20 protein-coding genes are annotated in these 21,906 nt (G+C 72.0%); 12 read left to right on the top strand and 8 right to left on the bottom strand.

Annotated features, from left to right (window positions below; translation table 11 throughout):
• Positions 1 to 128: 128 nt before the first annotated feature.
• On the top strand, positions 129 to 1,298 hold the full coding sequence (locus tag ABZ833_RS39690) for a serine hydrolase domain-containing protein (RefSeq protein ID WP_361057808.1): 1,170 nt from the start codon (positions 129 to 131) through the stop codon (positions 1,296 to 1,298).
• A 75-nt stretch (positions 1,299 to 1,373) separates the two neighbouring features.
• Here the strand turns inward: ABZ833_RS39690 and ABZ833_RS39695 are convergent, their stop codons facing one another.
• Both ABZ833_RS39695 and ABZ833_RS39700 read right to left on the bottom strand, forming a co-directional pair.
• Positions 1,374 to 1,802: an organic hydroperoxide resistance protein gene (locus tag ABZ833_RS39695; RefSeq protein ID WP_361057810.1), complete on the bottom strand. Its 429-nt coding sequence runs from the start codon at positions 1,800 to 1,802 to the stop codon at positions 1,374 to 1,376.
• A gap of 115 nt (positions 1,803 to 1,917) precedes the next feature.
• On the bottom strand, positions 1,918 to 2,964 hold the full coding sequence (locus ABZ833_RS39700; protein ID WP_361057812.1) for an NADP-dependent oxidoreductase: 1,047 nt from the start codon (positions 2,962 to 2,964) through the stop codon (positions 1,918 to 1,920).
• A gap of 128 nt (positions 2,965 to 3,092) precedes the next feature.
• Here ABZ833_RS39700 and ABZ833_RS39705 point away from each other — a divergent pair, with 128 nt between their 5' ends.
• The gene (locus ABZ833_RS39705; protein WP_249590101.1) at positions 3,093 to 3,542 is read left to right on the top strand and encodes a MarR family transcriptional regulator; all 450 of its coding nucleotides are present in this window, start codon (positions 3,093 to 3,095) and stop codon (positions 3,540 to 3,542) included.
• 55 nt (positions 3,543 to 3,597) lie between these two features.
• On the opposite strand, the gene ABZ833_RS39710 is transcribed toward ABZ833_RS39705, so the two are convergent.
• The 4 genes from ABZ833_RS39710 to ABZ833_RS39725 form a co-directional block, all read right to left on the bottom strand.
• Positions 3,598 to 4,293 (bottom strand): hypothetical protein, encoded by a 696-nt coding sequence (locus tag ABZ833_RS39710; RefSeq protein WP_361057814.1) that lies wholly within the window; start codon positions 4,291 to 4,293, stop codon positions 3,598 to 3,600.
• Positions 4,294 to 4,460: 167 nt separating this feature from the next.
• Positions 4,461 to 5,309 (bottom strand): SMP-30/gluconolactonase/LRE family protein, encoded by an 849-nt coding sequence (locus tag ABZ833_RS39715; protein WP_361057816.1) that lies wholly within the window; start codon positions 5,307 to 5,309, stop codon positions 4,461 to 4,463.
• Between the two features lie 39 nt (positions 5,310 to 5,348).
• The gene (locus ABZ833_RS39720; RefSeq protein ID WP_361058020.1) at positions 5,349 to 6,668 is read right to left on the bottom strand and encodes a helix-turn-helix domain-containing protein; all 1,320 of its coding nucleotides are present in this window, start codon (positions 6,666 to 6,668) and stop codon (positions 5,349 to 5,351) included.
• A gap of 12 nt (positions 6,669 to 6,680) precedes the next feature.
• The gene (locus ABZ833_RS39725; protein WP_249590098.1) at positions 6,681 to 6,833 is read right to left on the bottom strand and encodes a hypothetical protein; all 153 of its coding nucleotides are present in this window, start codon (positions 6,831 to 6,833) and stop codon (positions 6,681 to 6,683) included.
• Positions 6,834 to 7,023: 190 nt separating this feature from the next.
• Between ABZ833_RS39725 and ABZ833_RS39730 the strand changes: the two genes are divergently transcribed.
• The 10 genes from ABZ833_RS39730 to ABZ833_RS39775 all read left to right on the top strand — a co-directional run bounded on the left by ABZ833_RS39730 (position 7,024) and on the right by ABZ833_RS39775 (position 19,607).
• The gene (locus ABZ833_RS39730; RefSeq protein ID WP_361057819.1) at positions 7,024 to 8,058 is read left to right on the top strand and encodes a DUF3068 domain-containing protein; all 1,035 of its coding nucleotides are present in this window, start codon (positions 7,024 to 7,026) and stop codon (positions 8,056 to 8,058) included.
• Between the two features lie 220 nt (positions 8,059 to 8,278).
• Positions 8,279 to 9,445 (top strand): glycosyltransferase family 4 protein, encoded by a 1,167-nt coding sequence (locus ABZ833_RS39735; RefSeq protein WP_361057821.1) that lies wholly within the window; start codon positions 8,279 to 8,281, stop codon positions 9,443 to 9,445.
• Positions 9,442 to 10,161: a class I SAM-dependent methyltransferase gene (locus tag ABZ833_RS39740; protein ID WP_361057822.1), complete on the top strand. Its 720-nt coding sequence runs from the start codon at positions 9,442 to 9,444 to the stop codon at positions 10,159 to 10,161. The genes ABZ833_RS39735 and ABZ833_RS39740 overlap by 4 nt, the downstream gene beginning before the upstream one ends.
• Positions 10,158 to 14,687: a DUF3367 domain-containing protein gene (locus tag ABZ833_RS39745; RefSeq protein WP_361057824.1), complete on the top strand. Its 4,530-nt coding sequence runs from the start codon at positions 10,158 to 10,160 to the stop codon at positions 14,685 to 14,687. Before ABZ833_RS39740 ends, ABZ833_RS39745 begins: the two co-directional genes overlap by 4 nt.
• A complete protein-coding gene (locus ABZ833_RS39750; protein WP_361057826.1) occupies positions 14,684 to 16,267 on the top strand; it encodes a condensation protein in 1,584 nt (527 codons plus the stop codon). The genes ABZ833_RS39745 and ABZ833_RS39750 overlap by 4 nt, the downstream gene beginning before the upstream one ends.
• Positions 16,264 to 17,016, top strand: a complete 753-nt coding sequence (locus ABZ833_RS39755; protein WP_361057828.1) for a class I SAM-dependent methyltransferase — start codon at positions 16,264 to 16,266, stop codon at positions 17,014 to 17,016. Before ABZ833_RS39750 ends, ABZ833_RS39755 begins: the two co-directional genes overlap by 4 nt.
• 15 nt (positions 17,017 to 17,031) lie before the next feature.
• Complete coding sequence (locus ABZ833_RS39760; protein WP_361058022.1) at positions 17,032 to 17,937, top strand: hypothetical protein; 906 nt, start codon at positions 17,032 to 17,034, stop codon at positions 17,935 to 17,937.
• Positions 17,937 to 18,164 (top strand): Trm112 family protein, encoded by a 228-nt coding sequence (locus tag ABZ833_RS39765; RefSeq protein ID WP_249590093.1) that lies wholly within the window; start codon positions 17,937 to 17,939, stop codon positions 18,162 to 18,164. The genes ABZ833_RS39760 and ABZ833_RS39765 overlap by 1 nt, the downstream gene beginning before the upstream one ends.
• Positions 18,161 to 19,000 carry an FkbM family methyltransferase gene (locus ABZ833_RS39770; protein WP_361057830.1) on the top strand — a complete coding sequence of 280 codons (840 nt, stop codon included), beginning with the start codon at positions 18,161 to 18,163 and terminating at the stop codon, positions 18,998 to 19,000. Before ABZ833_RS39765 ends, ABZ833_RS39770 begins: the two co-directional genes overlap by 4 nt.
• Positions 18,981 to 19,607: a hypothetical protein gene (locus tag ABZ833_RS39775; protein ID WP_361057832.1), complete on the top strand. Its 627-nt coding sequence runs from the start codon at positions 18,981 to 18,983 to the stop codon at positions 19,605 to 19,607. The genes ABZ833_RS39770 and ABZ833_RS39775 overlap by 20 nt, the downstream gene beginning before the upstream one ends.
• Here ABZ833_RS39775 and ABZ833_RS39780 read toward each other — a convergent pair.
• Both ABZ833_RS39780 and ABZ833_RS39785 read right to left on the bottom strand, forming a co-directional pair.
• On the bottom strand, positions 19,526 to 20,746 hold the full coding sequence (locus ABZ833_RS39780) for a Cmx/CmrA family chloramphenicol efflux MFS transporter (protein ID WP_361057834.1): 1,221 nt from the start codon (positions 20,744 to 20,746) through the stop codon (positions 19,526 to 19,528). The two genes, ABZ833_RS39775 and ABZ833_RS39780, sit on opposite strands and share 82 nt — an antisense overlap.
• Before the next feature lie 220 nt (positions 20,747 to 20,966).
• Positions 20,967 to 21,830, bottom strand: a complete 864-nt coding sequence (locus ABZ833_RS39785) for a hypothetical protein (protein ID WP_361058024.1) — start codon at positions 21,828 to 21,830, stop codon at positions 20,967 to 20,969.
• Positions 21,831 to 21,906: the final 76 nt, after the last annotated feature.

Below are 21,906 nucleotides of genomic sequence, written 5' to 3' on the forward strand. Positions count from 1 at the left end.
CAAACGCCGGAGGGGCTGAAAATTCAGCCCCTCCGGCGTTTGAGGAGCGGGGTCTGGGGCGGAGCCCCAGTCAGGCCCTCGCGCCGAGCGAGTTTTCGGGAAGGGGCGGGGTTGGGGATGAAGAACGCATGACACGTGAGATCAAGATCCAAGGCACCACCGCAGCCGGCTACGAAACCGTGCGGGACGCGTTCACCGCCCTGCTCGCCGGGGAGAAGCCCGATCATGCCGCTCAACTCGCCGCTTACGTAAGGGGAAAGCAGGTCGTCGACCTGTGGGTGGGGCCGGACACCGACGGCTCCACCCTCTTCGGGGTGTACTCGTCCACGAAGGGCGCGGCCCACCTCGTCATGGCCCTGCTCGTCCAGGACGGCACCCTGGACCTGGATCGCGAAGTGGCCCACTACTGGCCGGAGTTCGCCGCCGAGGGCAAGGGACGCATCACCCTCCGGGAGCTCCTCTCGCACCGCGCGGGCATCGTCGGCGCCGACAGCGGCTTCAGCCCCGAGGAGGTCGCGGACGACCGCGCCATCGCCGCCCGCCTCGCGGCCCAGCGGCCCTACTGGCGCCCCGGCACCGCCTTCGGCTACCACGCGTTCTCCATCGGCGCGCTGGCCGGTGAGGTCGTGTTCCGGGCCACCGGGCAGACACTGCAGGAGGTGTACGAGGAGCGGGTCCGCGCCCCGTACGGTCTCGACTTCCACCTCGGGCTCCCCGAAGCGCTCGAACCCCGCTTCCGCTCCGTACTGCCGATGATCCCGTCCGCCACGGAGCAGGCCTTCCTCGACGCGCAGCCGCCGCAGCCGCACACCCTGAACTCCATCGCCTTCAACCGCAACGGCGCACACCCCACCGACCTCCAGGCGGTCCCCAACTCCCGCCTGGTGCGCGCCAAGGGGCCCGCCTCCGTCGGCGGTGTCGCCTCCGCGCGCGGACTCGCCGGGATGTACGCGGCGGCGGTCAGCGGCCTCGACGGGCGGGAGCCGCTCCTGAAGGCGGACACCGTGGCCGAGTTCGGGCAGATCCATTCCAACGGGTACGACCTGGTGACGCAGGCCCACAAGTCGTTCGGGGTGGGGTTCCAGAGCACCGCCGAAGCCGGGTATCCGTTCCTCGGCGCGGGGTCCATCGGGCACAAGGGCGTGGGCGGCTCGCAGGCGTTCGCCGATCCGCGCAGCGGACTCGCCTACGGCTATACGCGGCGCCGGTTCCCCTTCCCCGTCGGTCCGCCCCCGGAGGACGAGCCTCTCGTGCGGGCCGTCCACACGGCCATCCACACGGCCGCCGTGAGCCGCTGAGCGGCCGGACCACGTGCCAAAGGGCCGCACCCCTTTCCGGGGTGCGGCCCTCCCTCACGTACGCGAACGCGCTGGTCAGGCGACCGCGAGCTCCACCTTGATGTTGCCGCGCGTGGCGCTCGAGTACGGGCACACCTGGTGCGCCTTCTCGATCAGGGCCTGCGCGGTGGCCGCGTCCACGTTCGGGATGGAGGCGGTGATCGCGACCTCCAGGCCGAAGCCGCCGGCCTCGGTCTGGCCTATGCCGACCTTGGCGGTGACGGTCGAGCCGGAGATGTCGGCGTTCTCCTTGCGGGCGACCACGCCGAGCGCACCCTGGAAGCAGGCGCTGTAGCCGGCCGCGAAGAGCTGCTCGGGGTTGGTGCCGGCGCCGCTGCCGCCCATCTCCTTCGGCGGGTTGACGACGACGTCGAGCTTGCCGTCATCGGTGGCGACGCGGCCGTCACGGCCGTTCTCGGCGGTGGCGACGGCGGTGTACTTGACGTCGATCTGCTGGATGGACATAAGTGCCGGTTCCTCCTGAGATGTTCCGCGATGCGCGCCCACAGTCGCGACAATGTGGAATCACTTTATCGGATGCCGGAAAACCATCCGGCGCTGAGCCTCGTATGCCCGCGCCTCAGACCAGGGAAACGATCATCTTTCCCGTGTTCTCGCCGCGCAGCATGCCGAGGAACGCCTCGACGCCGTTCTCGACGCCCTCGACGAACGTCTCGTTGTACTTGAGCTCACCGGAGCGGATCCACGCGCCGACCTCGGCCACGAACTGCGGCTGAAGCGCCTCGTGGTCCCCGACGAGCACGCCCTGGAGGCGCAGGCGCTTGCCGATGATCATGGCCATGTTGCGCGGGCCCGGCGTCGGCTCGGTGTCGTTGTAGGCCGCGATCATGCCGCAGATGGTGGCGCGGCCGTGCACGTTCATGCGGCTGATGGCGGCTTCGAGGTGCTCGCCGCCCACGTTGTCGAAGTAGACGTCGATGCCGTCGGGGGCCGCCTCCTTCAGCTGCTCCACGACCGGGCGCGGGTCCTTGTAGTTGAACGCGGCGTCGAAGCCGTACTCCTCGACGAGCAGCTTGACCTTCTCGTCCGAGCCCGCCGAGCCGATGACGCGCGACGCACCCTTGAGCCTGGCCATCTGGCCGACCTGGGCGCCGACGGCACCCGCGGCGCCGGAGACGAAGACCGCGTCGCCCTCCTTGAAGGAGGCGACCTCGAAGAGGCCCGCGTACGCCGTCAGACCCGTCATGCCGAGCACGCCGAGGTACGCCGAGAGCGGCGCGGCGTTGCCGTCCACCTTGGTGGCGTGCTTGGCGGGGAGGGTCGCGTACTCGCGCCAGCCGCCGAAGTGCAGGACGTGGTCGCCCACCGCGAGGCCCTCGGCGTTCGAGGCGATGACCTCGCCGACCGCACCGCCCTGCATGGGCTGGTCGAGCTGGAAGGGCGGGGTGTACGACTTCACGTCGTTCATCCGGCCGCGCATGTACGGGTCCACGGAGAAGTGCAGGTTGCGGACCAGGACCTGGCCGTCGGCCGGAGCGGCGACCGGAGCCTCGCGCAGCGCGAAGTCCTCCGGGACCGGCCAGCCGTGCGGGCGGCGCACGAGGTGCCATTCGCGGCTGACGGCGGGGAGCTGCTGGGACCCGGGGGCCTCGGGGGTGACGGACATGCGGTCGTCCTCCTGCTGCTTCAGGCCGCTGTTTCCAGCGGGCGGCTGAGTCGAAAATGCTTCATGTTGTGAAACAACCATGCTCCTACATATTTCATGATGTCAAGTATCGGGGTAGCCTGGAACGCATGGCCACCACCAGCTCCCGCACCCCGCGCACCGATCCCCTGACGCTCGAAGTCGTCGAGCTCATCGGCACGGTCGTCGCGCGTTACTACGAGGAGTACGACGCCGCGGCGGGCAAGCACGCCCTCACGGGTGCGCAGGCCCGCGTCCTGGGGCTGCTCTCCCTGGAGCCGCTGCCCATGCGGCGCATAGCGCAGAAACTGAAGTGTGAGCCGTCGAACATCACGGGGATCATCGACCGCCTGGAGTCGCGCGGGCTCGTCGAGCGGCGGCCCGACCCGGCCGACCGCCGGGTGAAGCTCGCGGCGCCGACCGATGAGGGCCTGACGGTCGCCCGCAGCCTGCGCGATTCGCTGGACTTCGCGCGCGAACCGCTGGCCGAGCTCTCCCGCGAGGAGCGGCTCTCGCTGCGCGGGCTGCTGCGCAGGATGATCGGCGAGGACGCAGGCTGACCCTGGCCCCTCCGGCCCTGACCCCTCCGGCCCTGGCCCCACCGGCCGACGACGGCTAGGTGCACCACCACAGGAAGCGGTCGCACGTCTCCGACGGCTCCGGCTCAGGCGTCGGATCCGGCTGCTGCGTGCTCGGCGGGGGCGTGGGGCGAGTGGTCCCGGGGTTGTCCGGAGCATCCGGACTGTCCGGAGTGTCCGGCGCCGAGGTCGTGGCCGGGGCCGCGGAATCGGGGTCCTTGTCGGCAGCGTCCGCGTCCGCCTTCTCGGCGTCCTTGGCCTTCTTCGCCTCCTTGGCCGCCTTGTCCTTCGCGGACTCTGACGCCGATGCCGAAGGCGCCGCCGACGTGGCCGCGGTGGACTCGGCGCCCGTCACCGGGGCGCTGTCCGGGCCGGTGGGCTTCCGTGACGCTGAGCCGCCCGCTCCCCCGTCCGGCGACGACGCAGCAGTCGGTTCGTCCGAGGGGCCCTCGATGCCGAGCTCGGCCAGGCTCAGGCCACCGGCCGCGAGCGCGAGCCCCGCGGTGATCAGCAGGACCTTGCGGCGTCTGCGCCGGTGGGCCCGGCGGCCACGCTCCCGGCGGCGGCCCCTGCCACGCGGCGCCACGTCGTCGTGCTCCCGCTCGGCACCCTCCGGCTCGTCCTGTGCGGCGACCGCCTCCGCGTACTCACGGCAGGCTTCGGCCGGGGTTCCGCACCCCGGGCAGGCCAGGGCGCCGTTGAGGTGCCTGTGGCACGGGTGGCAGTAGTCCATGAGGCATGGAGGCTAAGTGAGCCGCGGGGAACAGAGGAAGCCGCTGCCGTGAAGGTTGTGTGCGGAATCGAGTGTTCCAGCCGCGTCGGCTTCCCCTATGGGGCAAACCGCCTGTTCCACGCCCGGCACGAGGCCTCAACGCCCGGCACGAGGCCTCGACGGCTGCCCTAACCGGCGAACGCCGCCTGTTCCATGCCCTGCCCGGCGTCCGGCACCACGAGCACGGAGCCGGACAGAGGGTGCGGCGCCTCAAGTCCCGTGGAAGCGGAGGTGATGTAGAGGTCGCGCAGACCGGCGCCGCCGAAGGCACACGCGGTCGGGCGGACCACCGGGAGTTCGATCACCCGGTCCAGGGCGCCGGAGGGGGTGTAGCGGCGGACGGCGGCGCCGTCCCACAGGGCGACCCAGACGCAGCCGTCGGCGTCGACGGTGAGGCCGTCGGGGTATCCGGCGCCGTCCTCGATCGTCACCAAGGGGCGCCTGGAGACCGGGAGTTGGCCGTCACCCGGTTCCAGTACGTCGATGCGCCGGGTCGGGGTGTCGATGTAGTACATGGAGCGCCCGTCGGGGCTCCACCCCACGCCGTTGCTGACGGACACGTCGTCGTAGACCTCGGTCGCGGTGCCGTCGCCGGTCAGCCGGATCAGGTTGCCGCCGCCCACTCCCTCGTCGTAGCGCATCGTGCCCGCCCAGAGCGCACCGTCGGGCGCGACCGCCGCGTCGTTGCCCCTGCGGCCCGGTACGACCGCGCGGTGCAGCCAGCGGAAGGCGCCGCCGTCGGCCACGGAGTCGTAGAGGCCCACGCCGTCCCGCAGGTTCACCACCAGGCCGCCGCCCGCGCGCGGCTTCGCGGCGCCGACGTGCTGCTCGGTGGCCAGGACCGAGCGGTGCCCGGTCGACGGGTCGTACGTGTGGACGCGTGAGCTCAGGATGTCGACCCAGATGAGCCGCTGGGCGGCGGCATCCCAGGTGGGACCCTCACCGAGTGCTGCCTGCGCGCGTACCGCTATGTCCATTGCGGCAGGCTACCCGTACGGCTGTCCGAACGTCGGCGCTCAGCTCACCCGTCCGAGCTCCCCTCGCAACCGCCTCGCCCTGAGCACCAGTTCCAGCTCGAAGCGGCGGTCCGGGTCGTCGACCTCGTCGCCCCACAGCTCCCTGATCTGCCGCAGGCGGTAGCGCACCGTCTGCGGGTGCACCCCGAGGCGGGCCGCGACCTCCGGCGCTCCGCCCCGCGTCTCCAGCCAGGCGAGCAGAGTCTCGGCGAGGCGGCGGCCGTGCGCCGGTCCGCAGTGCGCGAGCGGGGCGAGGCAGCGGCGGGCCAAGTCCTCGATGAGCTCCTCGGGCTGGAGCAGGACCAGGGCTTCGGTGTGCTCCGTGCAGTGCAGGACCTCGCCGGAGGGGAGAAGGCCGCGTTCCATCAGGCGGACGGCGGCCTCCGCCCAGCGCAGCGACTTCGCGGCGTCGGCGAGCGGTACGGGCGGGCCGATCGCGCCGGACCAGCCCGCCATGGCGCGCCGCAGGAGTTCGGGGCGCCCGGCGGCGTCCGGGTCGGGGACGACCATGCGGGGCTGTTCGGTCTCCATGTCGAGCAGGACGCCCTGGCCGACGGCGGGCGCCACGGCTTCCCGCGCGGGGCGAAGGAGCACGCCGACGGCGACCCGCTCGGGCAGCTGCCAGCCGACGCGGGCAGCCCGTTCGTCGAGGGCGCTGCGGGCGCCGGGCTGCCGGGACCCGGAGTGCGAACCGGAGCCGGAACCCGAACCGGAACCGGAACCGGAATCCGCCGGTGCTCCCGCCCCGGACTCCCCGCGGCGTTCGGAGAGCAGCAGTTCCATCAACTTCCGCTGCAGGCGCAGCCGTTCACCGGCCTGCCGGGCCGCCGCCTCGGCGTATCCGCGGACGGACTGGTCGACCAGGCCGTCCAGGTACTCGAAGCCGGACTCGGCGAGTTCGTACATGGCCGGTGGCGGGATCTCGATCTGCTGGCCGATCTCGGCCAGGCGGCGCCAGGCGAGCCGTACGCCGAGGCGGTAGATCGCCTGGAGCGAGTCGAGGCTGCGGCCGTGCAGCCCCTCTCCCCTGCCGAACTCCTGGAAGACCTCAAGGGGGTAGCACGGGCGCCCGCCCTCGGCGGCCGCGATCTGCTGGACGAAGCCCTCCAGGGCGCGGCGTATGCCGATGAGCGCCATGGGTTCGCCCGAGTCGTCGAGGACGACGGGCAGGCCGGGGTACTCCGAGCGGATCTGCCGCAGGATGTCCTGCGCCAGGGCGGGCACCTCGTCCAGGGCGAGCGCGGCGAACCGGCGCACTTGCATGGGCGGTACGTCGCGCCAGGCCGAGCGGACGGAAAGCGACCCCTGGCTCTCGGTCACGGGCACGGCCACTCACTGTCCCCGCGGGGCAGTCTCGTAATGCACGAGGGGGGTGTTGGGTTGTTCCGGGGTCGCGTTCAGGAGCGCGACGACGCCGAACGCGGCGGCCACGGCGAGTGCCGCGGCGGCTACGACGGTCAGACCGGCGGCGAGCAATCGGTGCATGTCAGGGTCAGCCTCTCTGCTGGAGGTCGTCCCCACCCAGGTCGCGCGGATGTCGTGCGCACAGTCCCTCACCGGCCCCACCCGGCAGGTGCACAGTTTCATCAACGCATTGACACTTCGTCAAGGGTCCGCCTAGCGTTCCGGCCCCTACGGCTCGGTAACACTTCTCACCCGCCCCCAGGAGTGCCGGATGCGCCGCACAGCCTCGCCCCTCTCGCTGATCCTCCTCGGACTCGGCGTTTTTCTGCTCGTCCTGGCTCCGATGCTCGCGTGGTACGTCGAGCCACGGGCGAAACGCACGCCTGTCGACATCGACACGACCACCGTGTTCAAGGGCAAAGGGAGCTATTTCGACACCGAGAAGATCAAGACGGTGCACGGCAAGAACCTCACGGTCACGCGCCAGGTGCGCGGTGACGTCGACGACAGCACCAGCGAGCACGCCGTCTGGGACGTGGTCACGTCCGTCGATCCGGACAAGTCCCTGCCGGCCTCGGACCCGCACGATTCGCTCCAGTTCACGCAGGAGCGCTGGGTCACCGACCGCGAGACCAACAAGCCGGTGCACTGCTGCGACGAGAAGCCGTACTTCGAGGGCGAGGCCTACCTCAAGTTCCCCTTCGACGTGGAACGGCGTTCCTACGTCTGGTGGGACAACACCCTCGGCGCGACCGTTCCGCTGACCTTCCGGGGCACGAAGAAGATCCAGGGCTACGAGGGCTACCGCTTCACCGCCAAGGTGAAGCCCGCCAAGACCGGGACCCGCCTCGTGCCGGGCCGCCTGGTGGGGCAGCCCAAGCGCAGCAACGTGCTCGCCGAGGAGTGGTACTCCAACCACGGCGTCGAGCTGGTCGCCGACAAGCGCACCGGCCGGATCATCTACGCGGCGATCGGCCCCCGCAAGACGCTGCGCGCGCCCGGCTCGGACAAGGACGCGACGGTGCTGCTTGAGAGCAAGCGCATCGCGTTCACCGAGAAGACCCAGAAGGCGCAGGTCGAGCTCGCGGACGACGACAGCAGCCGGCTGAAGCTCCTGGGCGAGACGCTGCCGGTCGGGACGGGTGTGCTGGGTGCGCTGCTCGCGATCGCGGGAGGCGTTCTCGTCCTGCGCGGACGGCGTTCCGACAGTGGGGCACAAGGGCCCGGAGGGCCGGGTTCCGCGGCGGAGCCGAGCGGTCCGAATAGCGATACGTCACCAACCGCCCTGCAACCCACCACGATGTGATGAGACGTCAGCAGTTGAAACCCCGAAAGTTGTCACTTCGGTGAGTAGCCGCGCCGAACACGGCGGCGAAAACTAACCACCCCACCCCGAGCACAGTCCCCGCACCGCCCCCGCACCGCCCTCGCACAGTCCGAGCACAGCACCTCCGCAAGCGACCCCCGAACGGTGCAACCCCCCATAGCGACCTCACGGTTCCGCACCCTGACGAGTTGGAGCACGCATGCCCCAGCACGTGCCTTCTCCGCTGCGCGACGCCGCCCCCCGGGTCGCGCAACGGCTCCCGGCACCTCCCCCGCAGCCGAGCCGGATCGTTTTTCTCGCCCGGCGCGACCTCGGAAACCCGGCCGCGGGCGGATCCGAACTGCTCGTCGACCGGCTGGCCGACGGGCTGAGCAAGCTCGGCCATGAGGTCACCCTCCTGTGCGGGGGACCGGCCGCCTTCCGCGACTACCGCGTCGTGTCGGCCGGCGGGGACCTCGGGCACTATCTGCGCTCGCGCTCCGCCTTCACCCGGCAGGTCGGCGACTGCGATCTGCTGGTCGAGGTCTGCAACGGCATGCCGTACCTGGCGCCGCTGTGGCACCGCGGGCCCACGCTGTGCCTGGTCAACCACGTCCACACCGACCTGTGGGGGATGCGCTTCCAGGGCGCGCTCGCCCCCGCGGCCCGGCTCGGCCGAAGACTCGAACACTGGTCGCTCTCCGGTGCCCAGCGCGGCAATCTCCTGGTGGCCGTCTCGCCGTCGACGGCCACCGCGCTGCGCGCGATAGGCGTCGAGCGTGAGCGAATACGCATAGTCCACAACGGGGTCGAGGAGCCGGGCCCGCTCCATCCCCGCTCGGACGAGCCCTTGTTCCTGGCGATGGGACGGCTCGTCGAGTACAAGCGCATCGATCTGCTCCTTCGCCTCTGGGAGCGCGTCAGACCCGTCACCGGAGGACGTCTGGTGATCGTGGGCGACGGGCCCGAGCGCCAGCGCCTGCAACAACTCGCGGGTCCCGGCGTGGAGTTCAAGGGCCATGTCTCCGAGGCCGAGAAGCACCGGCTGCTCTGCGAGGCGTGGATGCTGCTTCATCCCTCCGCCGTGGAGGGCTGGGGCCTGGTCATCACCGAGGCGGCCACCCGCTCGACACCGGCGATCGGCTTCGACGTACCGGGTGTGCGTGACTCCATCGAGGACGGCGTGACCGGGCTGCTCGCCCGGGGCGAGAGTTCCTTCGCCGCCGCCTGGTGCACCCTGGCGCTGAGCTCCGAGCGCCGTAGGGCGTTCGGCAAGGCCGCCGGTGAGCGGGCCACCAGTTACCGGTGGGCCAATTCCGTGCGCGAGTTCCAGGCGGTGGCCTCCGAGGCGATCGTCACCCACCGGACATCCCAGGGGTCCGTGTGAAGGACCCGTCCCTGCGCCGTTCCGTCACCCTCTTCCGGGCCTTCCTGCGCGAGCAGCAAGAGCCCGAGCGGTGTTACACCCTGCTCGCCCGTGACGCCGCCGACCAGGTCGAGGCCTATGGACCGGTCAGGGACCGCGTCGTCGTCGATGTCGGCGGTGGCGGCGGCTACTTCACCGAGGAGTTCCGGCGGCGCGGCGCGCAGAGTTTCCTCTTCGAGCCGGACCCGGCCGAGCTGGGCGCCAAGCCGCCGGAGGGTTCGGTCGTCGCCGACGGGTACCTGCTCCCGCTGGCGGACGGCGTCGCCGATGTCACCTTCTCCTCCAACGTCCTCGAGCACGTGGACGATCCGCAGACGTTCCTCAGCGAGATGGTGCGGGTGACCAGGCCGGGCGGCCTGATCTACGTCTCCTTCACCAACTGGTACTCGCCGTGGGGCGGCCACGAGTGGGCGCCCTGGCACTACCTCGGCGGCGCCCGCGCGCGGGCCCGCTATGAACGGCGTACCGGCAAGACAGCCAAACACACGCTCGGCGAGAACCTCTTCGCTCACCACGTCGGCCCGACCCTGCGCCAAGTGCGGGCGAGGGAAGACGTGTCCGTCGTGTCCGCACGGTCCCGCTACTGGCCGTTCCTGGCCGGTGGCATCACCAAAGTGCCGGGTGTACGCGAGTTCGCCACCTGGAATCTCCTCCTCATCCTCAGGCGGTGTCCATGACCACGGTCCAGGCCCCACCCCCGGCGGCAGTCCGTCCAACGGCTGACGCCCCCGAACCCGGCGGAGGCCCGCGCTCCAAGCGCTGGCTCCTCGGGTTCTGGGCCGTGGTCTTCGTCCTCTTCCTGGCCGTGAAGCCGGGGCGGATGACGTTCGACACCAAGCTGGGTGTCGCCGTCGACCCCTGGCAGTTCCTCTCCGACCTGGGCCAGCTGTGGCACGACCGGGGCGGGTTCGGCGGTATCCAGGACCAGTACGTCGGTTATACGTGGCCGATGCTGCCGTTCTACGGCCTCGCGGACCTCGTCCAGCTGCCGGTGTGGCTCGCGGAGCGGCTCTGGCTCTCGCTGATCGTGGCCACCGCGTTCTGGGGTGCGCTGCGGCTCGCCGAGAGGCTGCGGATCGGCAGCGGTTCGAGCCGGCTGATCGGCGCGGTGGCGTACGCCCTGTGGCCGACGTTCACGGTCGTCGTGGGGTCGACGTCGGCGGCGGCGCTGCCCGGCGCCCTGCTGCCGTGGGTGCTGCTCCCGCTGACGAACGACCGGATCAGCGCGCGCTCCGCCGCCCTGCGGTCCGCGCTCGTCATCCCCTTCATGGGCGGCGTGAACGCGGCGGCGACGCTGGCGTCCCTGCTGCCGGTGGGCCTGTATCTGCTGTCGAGACCGAACGGCCCGCGCAAGCGGAAGCTGATCACCTGGTGGGTGCCCGGCGTCATCCTCGCCACCGCCTGGTGGGTGGTACCGCTGTTGATGCTCGGCATCTACGGCGAGAACTTCCTTCCGTACGTGGAGAATTCGGCCACCACGACCGGCACGATGTCGGCCACGGAGACGCTGCGCGGCGCCGGCAACTGGGTCGCGTACCTGCACTTCGGCGAGGCATGGCTGCCCGCGGGGTGGACGGTCGCGACGTCCGTGATCGTCGTGGTCTGCTCGGCGCTCGCCGCGGCCCTCGGCCTAGCCGGGCTCGCGCGGCGCGACCTGCCCGAGCGGCGCTGGCTTGTCCTGACCGTGCTCTCGGTCGTCCTTGTCACGCTCGCCGGGTACGGCGGCGCGTTCGGGGCGCCCTTCCACGAGACCGTGCAGTCGTGGCTGAACGGCGGGCTCGTCCCCTTCCGCAACATCTACAAGTTCCAGACGGGCCTCGCGCTCGCGCTGGTCTTCGGTCTGATGCATCTCGTGGGCGTGGCCGCGCAGTCGCGCGGGGCGCGGCCGGTGCGCGGGCGCAAGTTCGCCCCGCTGATCGCCGCCCTGCTGGTCCTTCCGGGGCTCGCCTTCCCCTACCTGAACGGCTCGATCCTCCAGCCCGGTTCGTTCCAGAAGCTGCCCAACTACTGGGAGGCGACGGGCGACTGGCTGAAGAAGTACTCCCCCGACTCCCGCGCGCTCGTGGTGCCCGCCACCGCGCACGGCATCTACACCTGGGGCTCGCCCATCGACCAGCCCCTCGACGTGCTCGCCGAGTCGCGCTGGGCCCAGCGGGACTACGTCCCGTTCGGCACGCCCGGCAACCGGCGCGCGATGGACGCGGTGGAGCAGGCGCTCGCGACGGGCGGCGCGGTCCCCGGTCTGCGCGACTACTTGACGCGCGCGGGCCTGTACTACGTCGTCGTACGCAATGACCTCGACCCCGACCAGGTCGGGAACGTGCCGACCGCGACCGTGAAGCGGACCCTGGAGGAGTCGGGCTTCGACCGTGTCACCGGCTTCGGTCCGAAGGAAACCGGCGGGACGATCCCCGAGGACACTCCTCTCCAGGTCGAGGGCCTCTACCCGCGCGAGCGCGCGGTGGAGATCTACGCCCCGGGCCCGGGCGCCGAGCGGCCGGGGCAGGCCGGGATCAAGCCGGTCTCCAACACGGCCGTGGTGAGCGGCGGCCCCGAGTCGCTGCTCCAGCTGTCCGCCGACCCCTCGATGCGCGACCGCCCCTCCGTCCTGACGGGCGACAACCACCCGGGCGTCGGAACTCCCGGTCTGCAGGCGGTCGGTGACGGCCTTCGCCGCGCGGACACGCGCTTCGGGCTGGTCAACTCCAACACCTCCTACACGTACACACCGGGCGAACGCAACGCGAGCGAGGCCCTCCAGGAGCCGGGCAAGAAGCCGCACCAGATCCTGCCCACCGAGGGGATCGAGCACCAGACGACGGCGGTGCTGCGCGGCGCGAAGTCCGTGACGGCGTCGAGCTACGGCAACTGGCTCTTCCACCTGCCGCAGTACGACCCCGTGAACGCCTTCGACGGCAACCCCGCCACTGCGTGGGCCGAGGGCAGCCCCGGAAAGCCGAAGGGCGCCTGGATCAAGGCGGAGTTCCGGTCCAAGGAGTCGATCCCCTCCTCGATCCGGGTCATCCCGCTGCCCCAGGAGGGCGTGCGGGCCGCGCCGACGCGGGTGAAGGTGGAGACGGAGCAGGGCAGCCGCACGAGTGCGCTCCAGCCCAACGGCATGCGGCAGAGCATCAAGGCCCCTGCCGGTGATTCCAGCTGGCTGAAGGTCACCATCCTGGACGCGCAGATCGGCCACGAGGGCCTGACGGGCGCGGGGTTCTCGGAGATCACCGTGCCGGGTGTGCGCGTGACGAAGCTGCTCCAGATGCCCAAGGACACCGGGGCCGACGCCGGTCGTGAGGGTGCCGCGGGCGCCGACGCGACGACGTACTCGATGCACCGTTCCTCGGACCCGAGCGCGCTGTCGCCGGTCAACTCCGAGGCGGGGCTGCACCGCCGCTTCGAGACTCCGGCCGAGGCCGAGTACGAGGTGAGTGCGAGCGCGGTCGCCGTGCCGGGGTCCGATCTTGACAAGCTGCTCTACAAGGTGGCTCCGGAGCAGAAGGACCAGATCGTCGCGAGCGCCGACTCGACGTCGAAGCTCGGCGGCAGCCTGTCGCCGCGCAACCTCACGGACGGCGATCTGACGACGGCCTGGATCGCCGGTGACAGTCCGGTGGTCCATCTGAAGTGGAAGGGCAAGCAGCCGATCGGTGAGATCGTCCTTCCGGCGGCGGGCGGACTCTCTACGCGCCCCCAGAAGATCGAGATCAGCTCGCCGGACGGCGCGGCGGTCGCGGGCGTCGACGAGAACGGCAACGCCCGGTTTTCGCCGATCACCACGGACGAGCTGACCGTCACGATCACCGAGACCGCGCCCCTGACGGTCCACAACCCGGTGGCGGACGACGACCTGCAGCTGCCGGTGGGCCTCACCGAGGTCTACGTCCCGGCCCTGGACAAGTACCGGACGAAGCAGCCCGCGGCCTCGGAGAAGTTCGAACTCGCCTGCGGGGAGGGCCCGGAGCTCGCCGTCGACGGCAAGCTGTACGCGACGAGCGCCAAGGGTTCCGTACGGGATCTGGTCGAGCGGCGGCCCATCGAGGTGACGCTCTGCTCGCGCGGCACGGAGAACACGAAGGTCTCCCTCGGCTCCGGCGAGCACACCGTCGAGGCCGGTGACGCGGGTCCGCTCACCCTCATGGACGTCTCGCTGACGCAGGGGACGCCGGGCACGATCGACGAAGAGTCCCGGTCCCTGAACATCAAGGACTGGCTCGGCGACCGGCGCGAGATCGCGGTGGGCGCGGGCTCGGCCTCCTACCTCTCTACGTACGAGAACATCAACGACGGCTGGAAGGCGACGCTCAACGGCAAGGAGCTGTCGTCCGTACGCCTCGACGGCTGGCAGCAGGGCTTCCTGGTCCCCCAGGGCGAGGGCGGCACGGTCAAGCTGAGTTACGAGCCGTCCCGGATCTACGAGATCGGCCTGATCGGCGGCGGTGTCGCGGTTCTCGCCCTGCTCGCCCTGGTCCTGATCCGGCGCCGCGAGCCGAACCCGGACGGTCCCGACCTGGCGCCGCCCGCGCCCGGTCTGATCCTGGGCACGGTGGCGCTGACCCTGGTGGCCGCGGTGATCGCGGGCTGGTTCGCGCTGCTCGTGCCCGCGCTCGCCCTCCTCGCGTGGCGCCGTCACTCGCTGCTCGTCCCGCTCGCCTTCGTGGCGATGGCCGGGGCGGGGATCGTGGCGGCGGTGGGAGCCGGTGAGCCGACCACGTCGGACGCGGGCGCGTTCAGCCCGGCCGCCCAACTCCTGGCGCTCATCGCTCTGTTCGCTGCGCTGGTGAGCGTGCGGGGCACCGCCGCGGAGGCACCGGCAGCGTACGGATCCGGGGACACGGGCGGAGGTGGCGAGGCCGCCCCATGGGGTCCGCCTTCGCACCAGCCGCCGCCCGCGGCTCCTCCGGTGGCGCCTCAACCGCTGGGTCCCGACCGGGATCTGGGGACGACGCCGCTGCCGCGCAGGAAGCGCGGGGAGAACGAGCCGGGCGGCCCCGGCAGCGGCCAGGACGGTGGCGCGCCGCAGGCGGCCACCAGCTCCACCATCTCCGCCAGGGGCCCCGCGTCCGCCCAGCCGGAACCGGCGCCGTCGGGCACGCGGACCGCGCGGACCACGCGCTTCAGGCGGCGCAGGCCAAGGCCGGCGGAGGGGCTCGCGGGAGCCGCGGCGCCCTCCGCCCCCGGGGAGGACACGGAACGATGACCGCACTCGATCACCCGGCACGTCACGCGGACGGACCCGAACGGCCCCCGGAGCGCGTGCCGTTCCCCGTCGTCGACGAGGTCGCCCGGCACTGTCTCCAGGAGGAGGAGCCGGAGACGGTACACATCGAGGTCCACCTGCCGGGCACCCCGGACCCGGCCCGCCTGAAGGCCGCGTTCAACGAGGCCCTGCGCCGCCACCCGCGCATCCTGATGCGGGAGGCGCGCGGGCCTTGGTACCGCCGCCGCTACGAGTGGGAACTGACGGCGGAGCCGGACGTGGAGGTGGTGACGTTCCCGTCCCCGGAACGGGACGCCCTGAAGAAGGCCCGCGTCCGCTCCCTGTCCGAGGCCCCGCCCCTGTCGGCCTCACCCCCGATCCGCCTGGAGGTCATCGCAGCCTCCGGCGGGGACAGCGGGGGGATCGCCTCCGGCGGGGGCAACGGCTCGGGCGGAACGGGCGCACCGCCCGGCGAAGGCCTCGCTCCCGGCGTCTCGGCCTCCGCAGTCGGCGAGACGGGCGCGGCCGGGTCCGGGCGCCCCGCCGTCGACGGCGCACCCGCCGCGAGCAGTGCGGGCAGCGAGGGCAACGCGAGCGGCACCCCCTCCGGTTCAGGGCGCCCCGCCAGCGAAACGCGCCCCGCCAGCAGCAGCGTCCTCTTCCTCACCATCAACCACACCGCCCTCGACGGCCCCGCCTGCCTCCGCGTCCTCGCCACCGCCGCCGAGCTGTACGGCGGGCAGGACAACTCCCCCGCCGCGCCCCCGCTGCGTACGCCCTCGTCCTCCGCGCCCGAGAGTGCCGAGGACGTCGGCGACGCGCCCTCCGGGTGGGCTCCTCCCGCCCGTGTCTCGCGCGGCACCCCTGAGCCCTCCCCCGGCAACGGCATGCTCGTCGCCGAGCTGTCCGTGCCGCGGCGGCCCAAGGGGGCGCCGTTCACCGTGAACGATCAGCTCATGGTGGCGACCGCGCTGATGATCGCGCACTGGAACCGGGAGCACGGGGCCCGGCCGAAGCCGTTCCGGATCACCATGCCCGTCGACGACCGGACCCGGGACATGGACATGCCCATCGGCAACGGCACGCGGCTCGTCGAAGTGCCGTTCAGCGCGGCCGAGTTGACCTCCGAGGACTGGGGGCCGCAGGACATCGGCGCACTCCTGCGCCGCACCGCCGACCGCACCCGCGCCCTCAAGGCCCTCCCCCGGCCCCAACTCGGCCGCGGTGCGGCTCTTCTGACCTCGCCCGTCCTGCCCGTGACCCTCAGGGCCGCTGTCACGCGCGGCCTGCGCAGAGCCGCCGCGCCCTGGACCTCCACCACGCTGCTCAGCAACATCGGGCGCGTTCCGTACTCCCTCGACTTCGGTGACGCGGGACGCGCGCACGCCGTCTGGTTCTCCGCCCCCGCACGCCTGCCGCGCGGCCTGACCGTGACCACGGCGTCCACCGCGGGCCGTCTGCACGTCGCCCTGCGCTGGTCGAAGTCCCTGCTCAGCAGCGGCGACGGAGCCCATCTGCGCGACCTCTTCGAGCACTACCTCCACGCCACGGAGCACACGGAGGAGGGGACCACGCCGTGACCAGTACCAGCACCAGGACCAGCACGAGCACCGCACCCCGCGACCTGCGGGACTTCTACGAGGACCCCTCCGTCCCCGTGGCCTCCGGCGACGCCCGCAGCCTGCGCCAGGCCCGGATGCTCGCCGACGCCATCGGCCCCGCCACCGCCCGCACCTCCGTCGTCCTCGACATCGGCTGCGGCGACGGCACCGCGGCGGCGGCAGCGGCCCCGTTCCTCGCGGGGCATCGCGTCGTCGGCGTCGACTGGTCCCAGGACGCCCTCAAGCGGGCGCACGCGCACCTTCCGTACGTCGTGCGCGGTGAACTCACCGACGGAGGGCTGCCGTTCGGCGACGGTTCCGCCGACGCCGTCCTCTTCAGCGAGGTCATCGAGCATCTCGTCGATCCCGACAGCGCTCTCGACGAACTGCGCAGAGTGCTCAGGCCAGGGGGGCATCTGATGCTGTCCACACCCAACCTCGCCGCCTGGTACAACCGCGGGCTCCTGCTCGCCGGGGTGCAGCCCGTCTTCTCCGAGGTCAGTCTGCGCGGCATCCACGGGCGGCCGGGGAGCGAAGTCGTGGGCCATCTGCGGCTCTACACCGCCCGCGCGCTGCGGGAGTTCGTCGCCGCGTCCGGCTTCGAGGTGGTGCGGGTCGCCGGTGCGCCCTTCCACGGCGTACCGCGTCCGCTGCGCGCCCTGGACCGGCTCGCCTGCGCCGTGCCGAGCGCCTCGTCGATCCTGCTGCTGCACGCCCGAAGGACGTAAGGCATGTGGTGGGGTGTGGCCGCGGCCCTCCTTGCGAACGTCCTCTACAGCACCGGGTTCGTCCTGGAGAAACGTGCCCTCACCGCGATGCCCTCCGTCAGCGTGCGCAGTCCGGCACGGCTGCTGCGGCAGGTGATCTCCAGCCCGCTGTGGATCGGCGGATCGCTCGCGCTCGCCGCCGGGTTCGGCGCGCAGCTCGCCGTCTACCGAACGCTGCCGATCGCCGCCGCGCAGGGCATCTTCGTCTCCGGGCTCGTGCTCCTGCTGCTGCTCTCCTCCGTGCTGCTCGGGGAGCAGACGTCGGGGCGCGAGCGGTACGCCGTCGGGGCCATCCTCCTCGCGCTGCTCATGGTCGTCCTCTCGCTGAGCGAGGAGGCCGACACCGTGAGCCGCAGCGCGCCCGTGCCGCTCGTCCTCACGGTCTGTCTGCCCTCGCTCGCGGCGGGGGTCCTGCTCTACGGATCGGCCGAGCGGCGGGCCAAGCACCGCCACCGGCTGCCGACGACCGGGGTCGAGTACGGCGTCGCCGTCGGGCTCCTCTACGGCGTCAGTTCGCTCGCCATCAAGGGCGTGTCCAGCTATCTGACCACGCAGGACCTCGGCTCCGCGCTGCTGGACCTGCTGCGCTCCCCGTATCCGTATCTCCTGCTGTTCACCGGCGCGTTCGGCCTGGTCATGTCCCAGGCGGCACTGCAGCGCTGCCGGGCCTCTCTCATAGTCCCCGTGTGCACGACGGTTACCGCGCTCTTCACCGCGGTACTCGGGACCCTGGCGTTCGGCGAGCCGCTGCCCGAGGAGCCGCTGCGGCTCGCCCTGCGGATCGCGGGCACGGCGCTCGCGGTGTCCGTGCTCCTCGCCATGCCCAAGCACGACGCACCCCCGCCTCAACCGACGCCCCCGACCAAGGAGTTGACGAGCTGATGAACCCCGAAGACCCGCTTCTGAAGATCCTGGCCTGTCCGCTGGACAAGGGGCCGCTGCATCTTCTGGAGCCCGCGGAACCCCTCGTGCCGCAAGAGGTCCTCTACAACCCGCGCCTGCGCCGCCGCTACCCGATCGTCGACGGCATACCGCAGCTGCTGCCCTCATCGGGAGAGCAGATGTCGGAGGACGAGCACGAGCAGCTCCTGAAGCGGATCTCCCCGTGACGGGGCCCGAAAGGTCCGCCGCCAAGCCCCACAAGACGGTGGCCGCCCGCCTCGCCCCGCACCTCCCCGCCCGGCTGATCGCCTCCCTGGCCCGCCTCGTCTACCCCCGCTTCGAGCCGGAGCTCGCCCGCCTCTCCGACCTCTGCCCGCGCGGCTGCTCCACGGCGGTGGACGTCGGCGGCTGGTACGGCCCCTGGTCGCGCCGCCTGGCCTCGCGTGCGCGCCGCGTGGTGACCGTGGAGCCCGTCCCGCATCTGGCCAGGCTCCTTGAGACCTCCACGCCGGGCAACGTCCGGGTGATCCAGGCCGCCGCCACCGACCGCCCCGGCACGGCCAGGCTCTGGCTGCCGCAGGGCGACCGCGGGGACCGCGGGGTCTCCTCGCTCATCCGCAGGGACATCCACGCCAAGGCGGTCGAGGTGCCCTGCCTCACCCTGGACGGGCTGGGCCTGCGCGACGTCGACTTCATCAAGATCGACGTGGACGGCAACGAACTGCCGGTCCTGCACGGCGCCCACGATCTGCTCACCCGTGACCGTCCCGCCCTCTTCATCGAGCTGGAGTCCCGCATCCAGCCGATCAAACCGATCATCGATCTGCTCACCCGGCACCACGGCTACCAGGGCTGGGTCCTGCCCCACGACACATGGCTTCCGCTGGTCGGCTTCGACCTGGAGGCGCACCAGAACGACACGTCGTACGTCGTGTCGCAGGGGCTGCTGCGCAGGGTGCTCACACCGCGCAGACCCCGGTACGTCAACTCGGTGCTCTTCCTTCCCGACGGGCGCCGCCCGGGAGCCGCGGTGGTGCGCGACCATGGAGCGCATGTCCGCTAGCTCCGCCCACGGCCCCGCGTCATCGGGCCCGTTCACCCCTCTCGACTTCCAGCTGGTCCTGTTGCGCCGCATGGCCGACCACAATCCGGACCTGGTGGAGGCGGCCCGCCACGAGCTCGGCGCCTCCATCGCACAGATGCGTGAGGCCAACCGCCGCTGGCAGGCGATGAGCCGCTCCGCCCGCTCGCGCGGCGCGGTGTCCCGCTACCGCTCGGTGCTCGGCGCCCCCGAGGCCACCGTGCCCCGCCGGATCGGCGACCTGGAGTGCGAGGCCCTGGTGTGGCCGGTGCCGCTCTGGCACGACCTGCGCTTCGAGGTCCTGCGCGCACCGAACGGCGCGGTGTGGAACGAGTGGCTGATCCGCGCGCCCGGCGCCCCGGGGCCGACGCTCCATACGCTGGACGACCTCACCCCCTGGTCGTGCACGGTGGACGAGGCCGCCCGCGCGTTCGCCCCGGCCCGCCCGATGGAGGGCACGGCGCCCACGCGCTGGCGGCTCGCCTTCACCGCGCCGGACGGGGCCGGTCAGCCGCGGCGCTGCGTCGCGGAGTTCACCTGGGGGCTGCTGCAGCGGCTCTCGCTGCCGGACTCCCCCGACGGCGGCTGACGCCTGCGCAGGAGTGCCGCCGCCCCCACCATGAGCGCCATCGTCACCAGCAGCGCGCTCACCCACAGCGGCGAGCGGTGGCCGAGCCCCGCCGAGAGGGCGATGCCGCCGCCCACGGGGCCGATCGCGGCGCCCACGTTCAGCGCGGCCGTGGCGAAGCCGCCCGCGAGCGTGGGGGCGCCGGTCGCCGCGTACAGCGCCTGGGTGATCAGCGCGGAGCCGACGCCGAAGGACAGCGCGCCCTGGACGAGGACGAGCACGACGGCCGCCACCGGATTCCCGGCGGTCAGCGCGAACAGCACCCACCCGGCGAGCAGCGCCACCGCGCCCGTGAGCAGGAACGGCACGGGCCGCGCGTCGGCGAACCGCCCGGCGGCCGTGACCCCGATGAACGACCCCACGCCGAAGAGCGCGAGCAGCGCGGGCACCCAACTCTGCGAGAAACCGGTGACGTTGGTGATCACGGGCGAGAGATAGGTGAACGTGCAGAAGGTCGCGCCGTTCACCAGCGCCCCCAGGAGCAGGGTCACCAGGAGGCGCGGTGCGCGCAGCGACCGCAGCTCCCCGCGCGCGCCGGCCCCCGCGGGGTCGGGCGCACCGGCGGGCACGGACCGCAGGATGGCGATGAGGGCGGGCACCGAGACCAGGGCCACCGCCCAGAAGGCGGACCGCCACCCCCAGAACTGCCCGAGCAGCGCGCCGCCGGGCACGCCCGCGACACAGGCGAGGGTGACGCCGCCGAGCAGCACGGACGTGGCCCGCCCCTTGGCGTTCGGCTCGACCATGCCGACGGCGGCGACCAGGGCCACCGCGAGGAACCCGGCGTTGGCGAGCGCGCCGACGACCCGGGTCGCGAGCAGCACGGCGAAGCTGCCGGTGAGCGCTCCGACGACATGGGCGAGCAGGAAGACGGCAAGGAAGGCGAGCAGCGCGGTCCTGCGCGGCCACCGGCGGCCGACGACGGCCATCAACGGCGCACCGACGATCATCCCCACGGCGAAGGCCGAGGTCAGGATGCCCGCGGTCGAGAGGGACACGTCGAGGTCGGCGGCGATGTCAGGGCCGAGACCGGAGAGCATGAACTCGGATGTGCCTTGCGCGAAGACGGCAAGGCCGAGCATGTAGAGAGCAAAGGGCATGAGGGAACTCCGCACCCACGTCAGGGGTCGACAAGGCGGCGGCTCAGCCGTGCGGCTGCCGCGCCAAGGAGAAAAAGGGGATGTCGGTCCGCGCTTCGGCGATGGATCCGGTGACGTGAGAGAGGGCCACCGGACATGCCGGCCGGTGGCTAGAGTCTGTCGGACTCGGGACTGGACATGGCCGCAGGCTAATCAGGCCGCTCGCGCCACGTCCACCCGATTAACTCGCGGCGGTCAGTATCTCCTCGGTCACGGCTGCGAGCGAGTCCTGGTGCAGGAAGAGGAAGAGGTTCGGCTCGACGAGTTCGAGCTCCATGACGCAGGGCGCGCCGCCGTCCGCGTCGTCGACGAGGTCCACGCGCGCGTACAGCAGCTCGGGCGAGCCCGGTACGGCGGCCATCGCCCGCTCGGCGAGGGCGAGTTCGGCGGGGGTCGGCTGCCACGGGCGCAGGTCGGGGTGCGGCATCTTCTCGTCGTCGTACGCCGTGCCGGGCGCGAGCACCGCGCCCTTCTGTACGGCGTGCAGGAACCGCCCGCCGACGTAGACGAGCGCGCGCTCGCCGGTCTCGTCGATGCGCGGCATGTAGGGCTGCACCATCGCGGTGAGGCCTTCGCCGTGCATGCGCTCGATGTGCGCCGCGGCGGCGTCGTACGCGCCCTTCTCGTACCGGGCGGCGTAGCGCGCGCCCGCACCGGACGTGGGCTTGACGACGAACTCGCCGTCGTCCGGTATCTCCACGGTGTCGCCGGGCGCCAGATAGCGGGTCGGCACGACGGGAATCCCCGCCGTCGCGAGGTCCTCCAGGTACCGCTTGTCGGTGTTCCACCGCACCACGGACGCCGGATTGGCCAGGACGGTGAGCCGCGCGACACGGCCCGCCCAGGCCACGAACTCGGTGACGCGCTCGCTGTAGTCCCAGGCGGACCGGATGACGACGAGGTCGAACCCCTCCCAGTCGACCCGCGGGTCGTCCCAGGACACGGTGGCGACGTCCGCGCCCGCCGCGCCGAGCGAACGTGCCAGCTCGGGGAGGTCACGGTCGAGGCCGGTCTCCAGCTGGGGCCTGCTGGTGACCAGGGCGATCGTGGGGCGGTCGGGTGACACGGAGGCCTCCAGGGTTCGATGATCCGCCCCGCAGGCTAACAACTTCTCGACGTGC

Source organism: Streptomyces sp. NPDC047525 (assembly GCF_040643025.1).
In the GTDB taxonomy this organism is placed as follows: Bacteria; Actinomycetota; Actinomycetes; order Streptomycetales; family Streptomycetaceae; genus Streptomyces; species Streptomyces durmitorensis.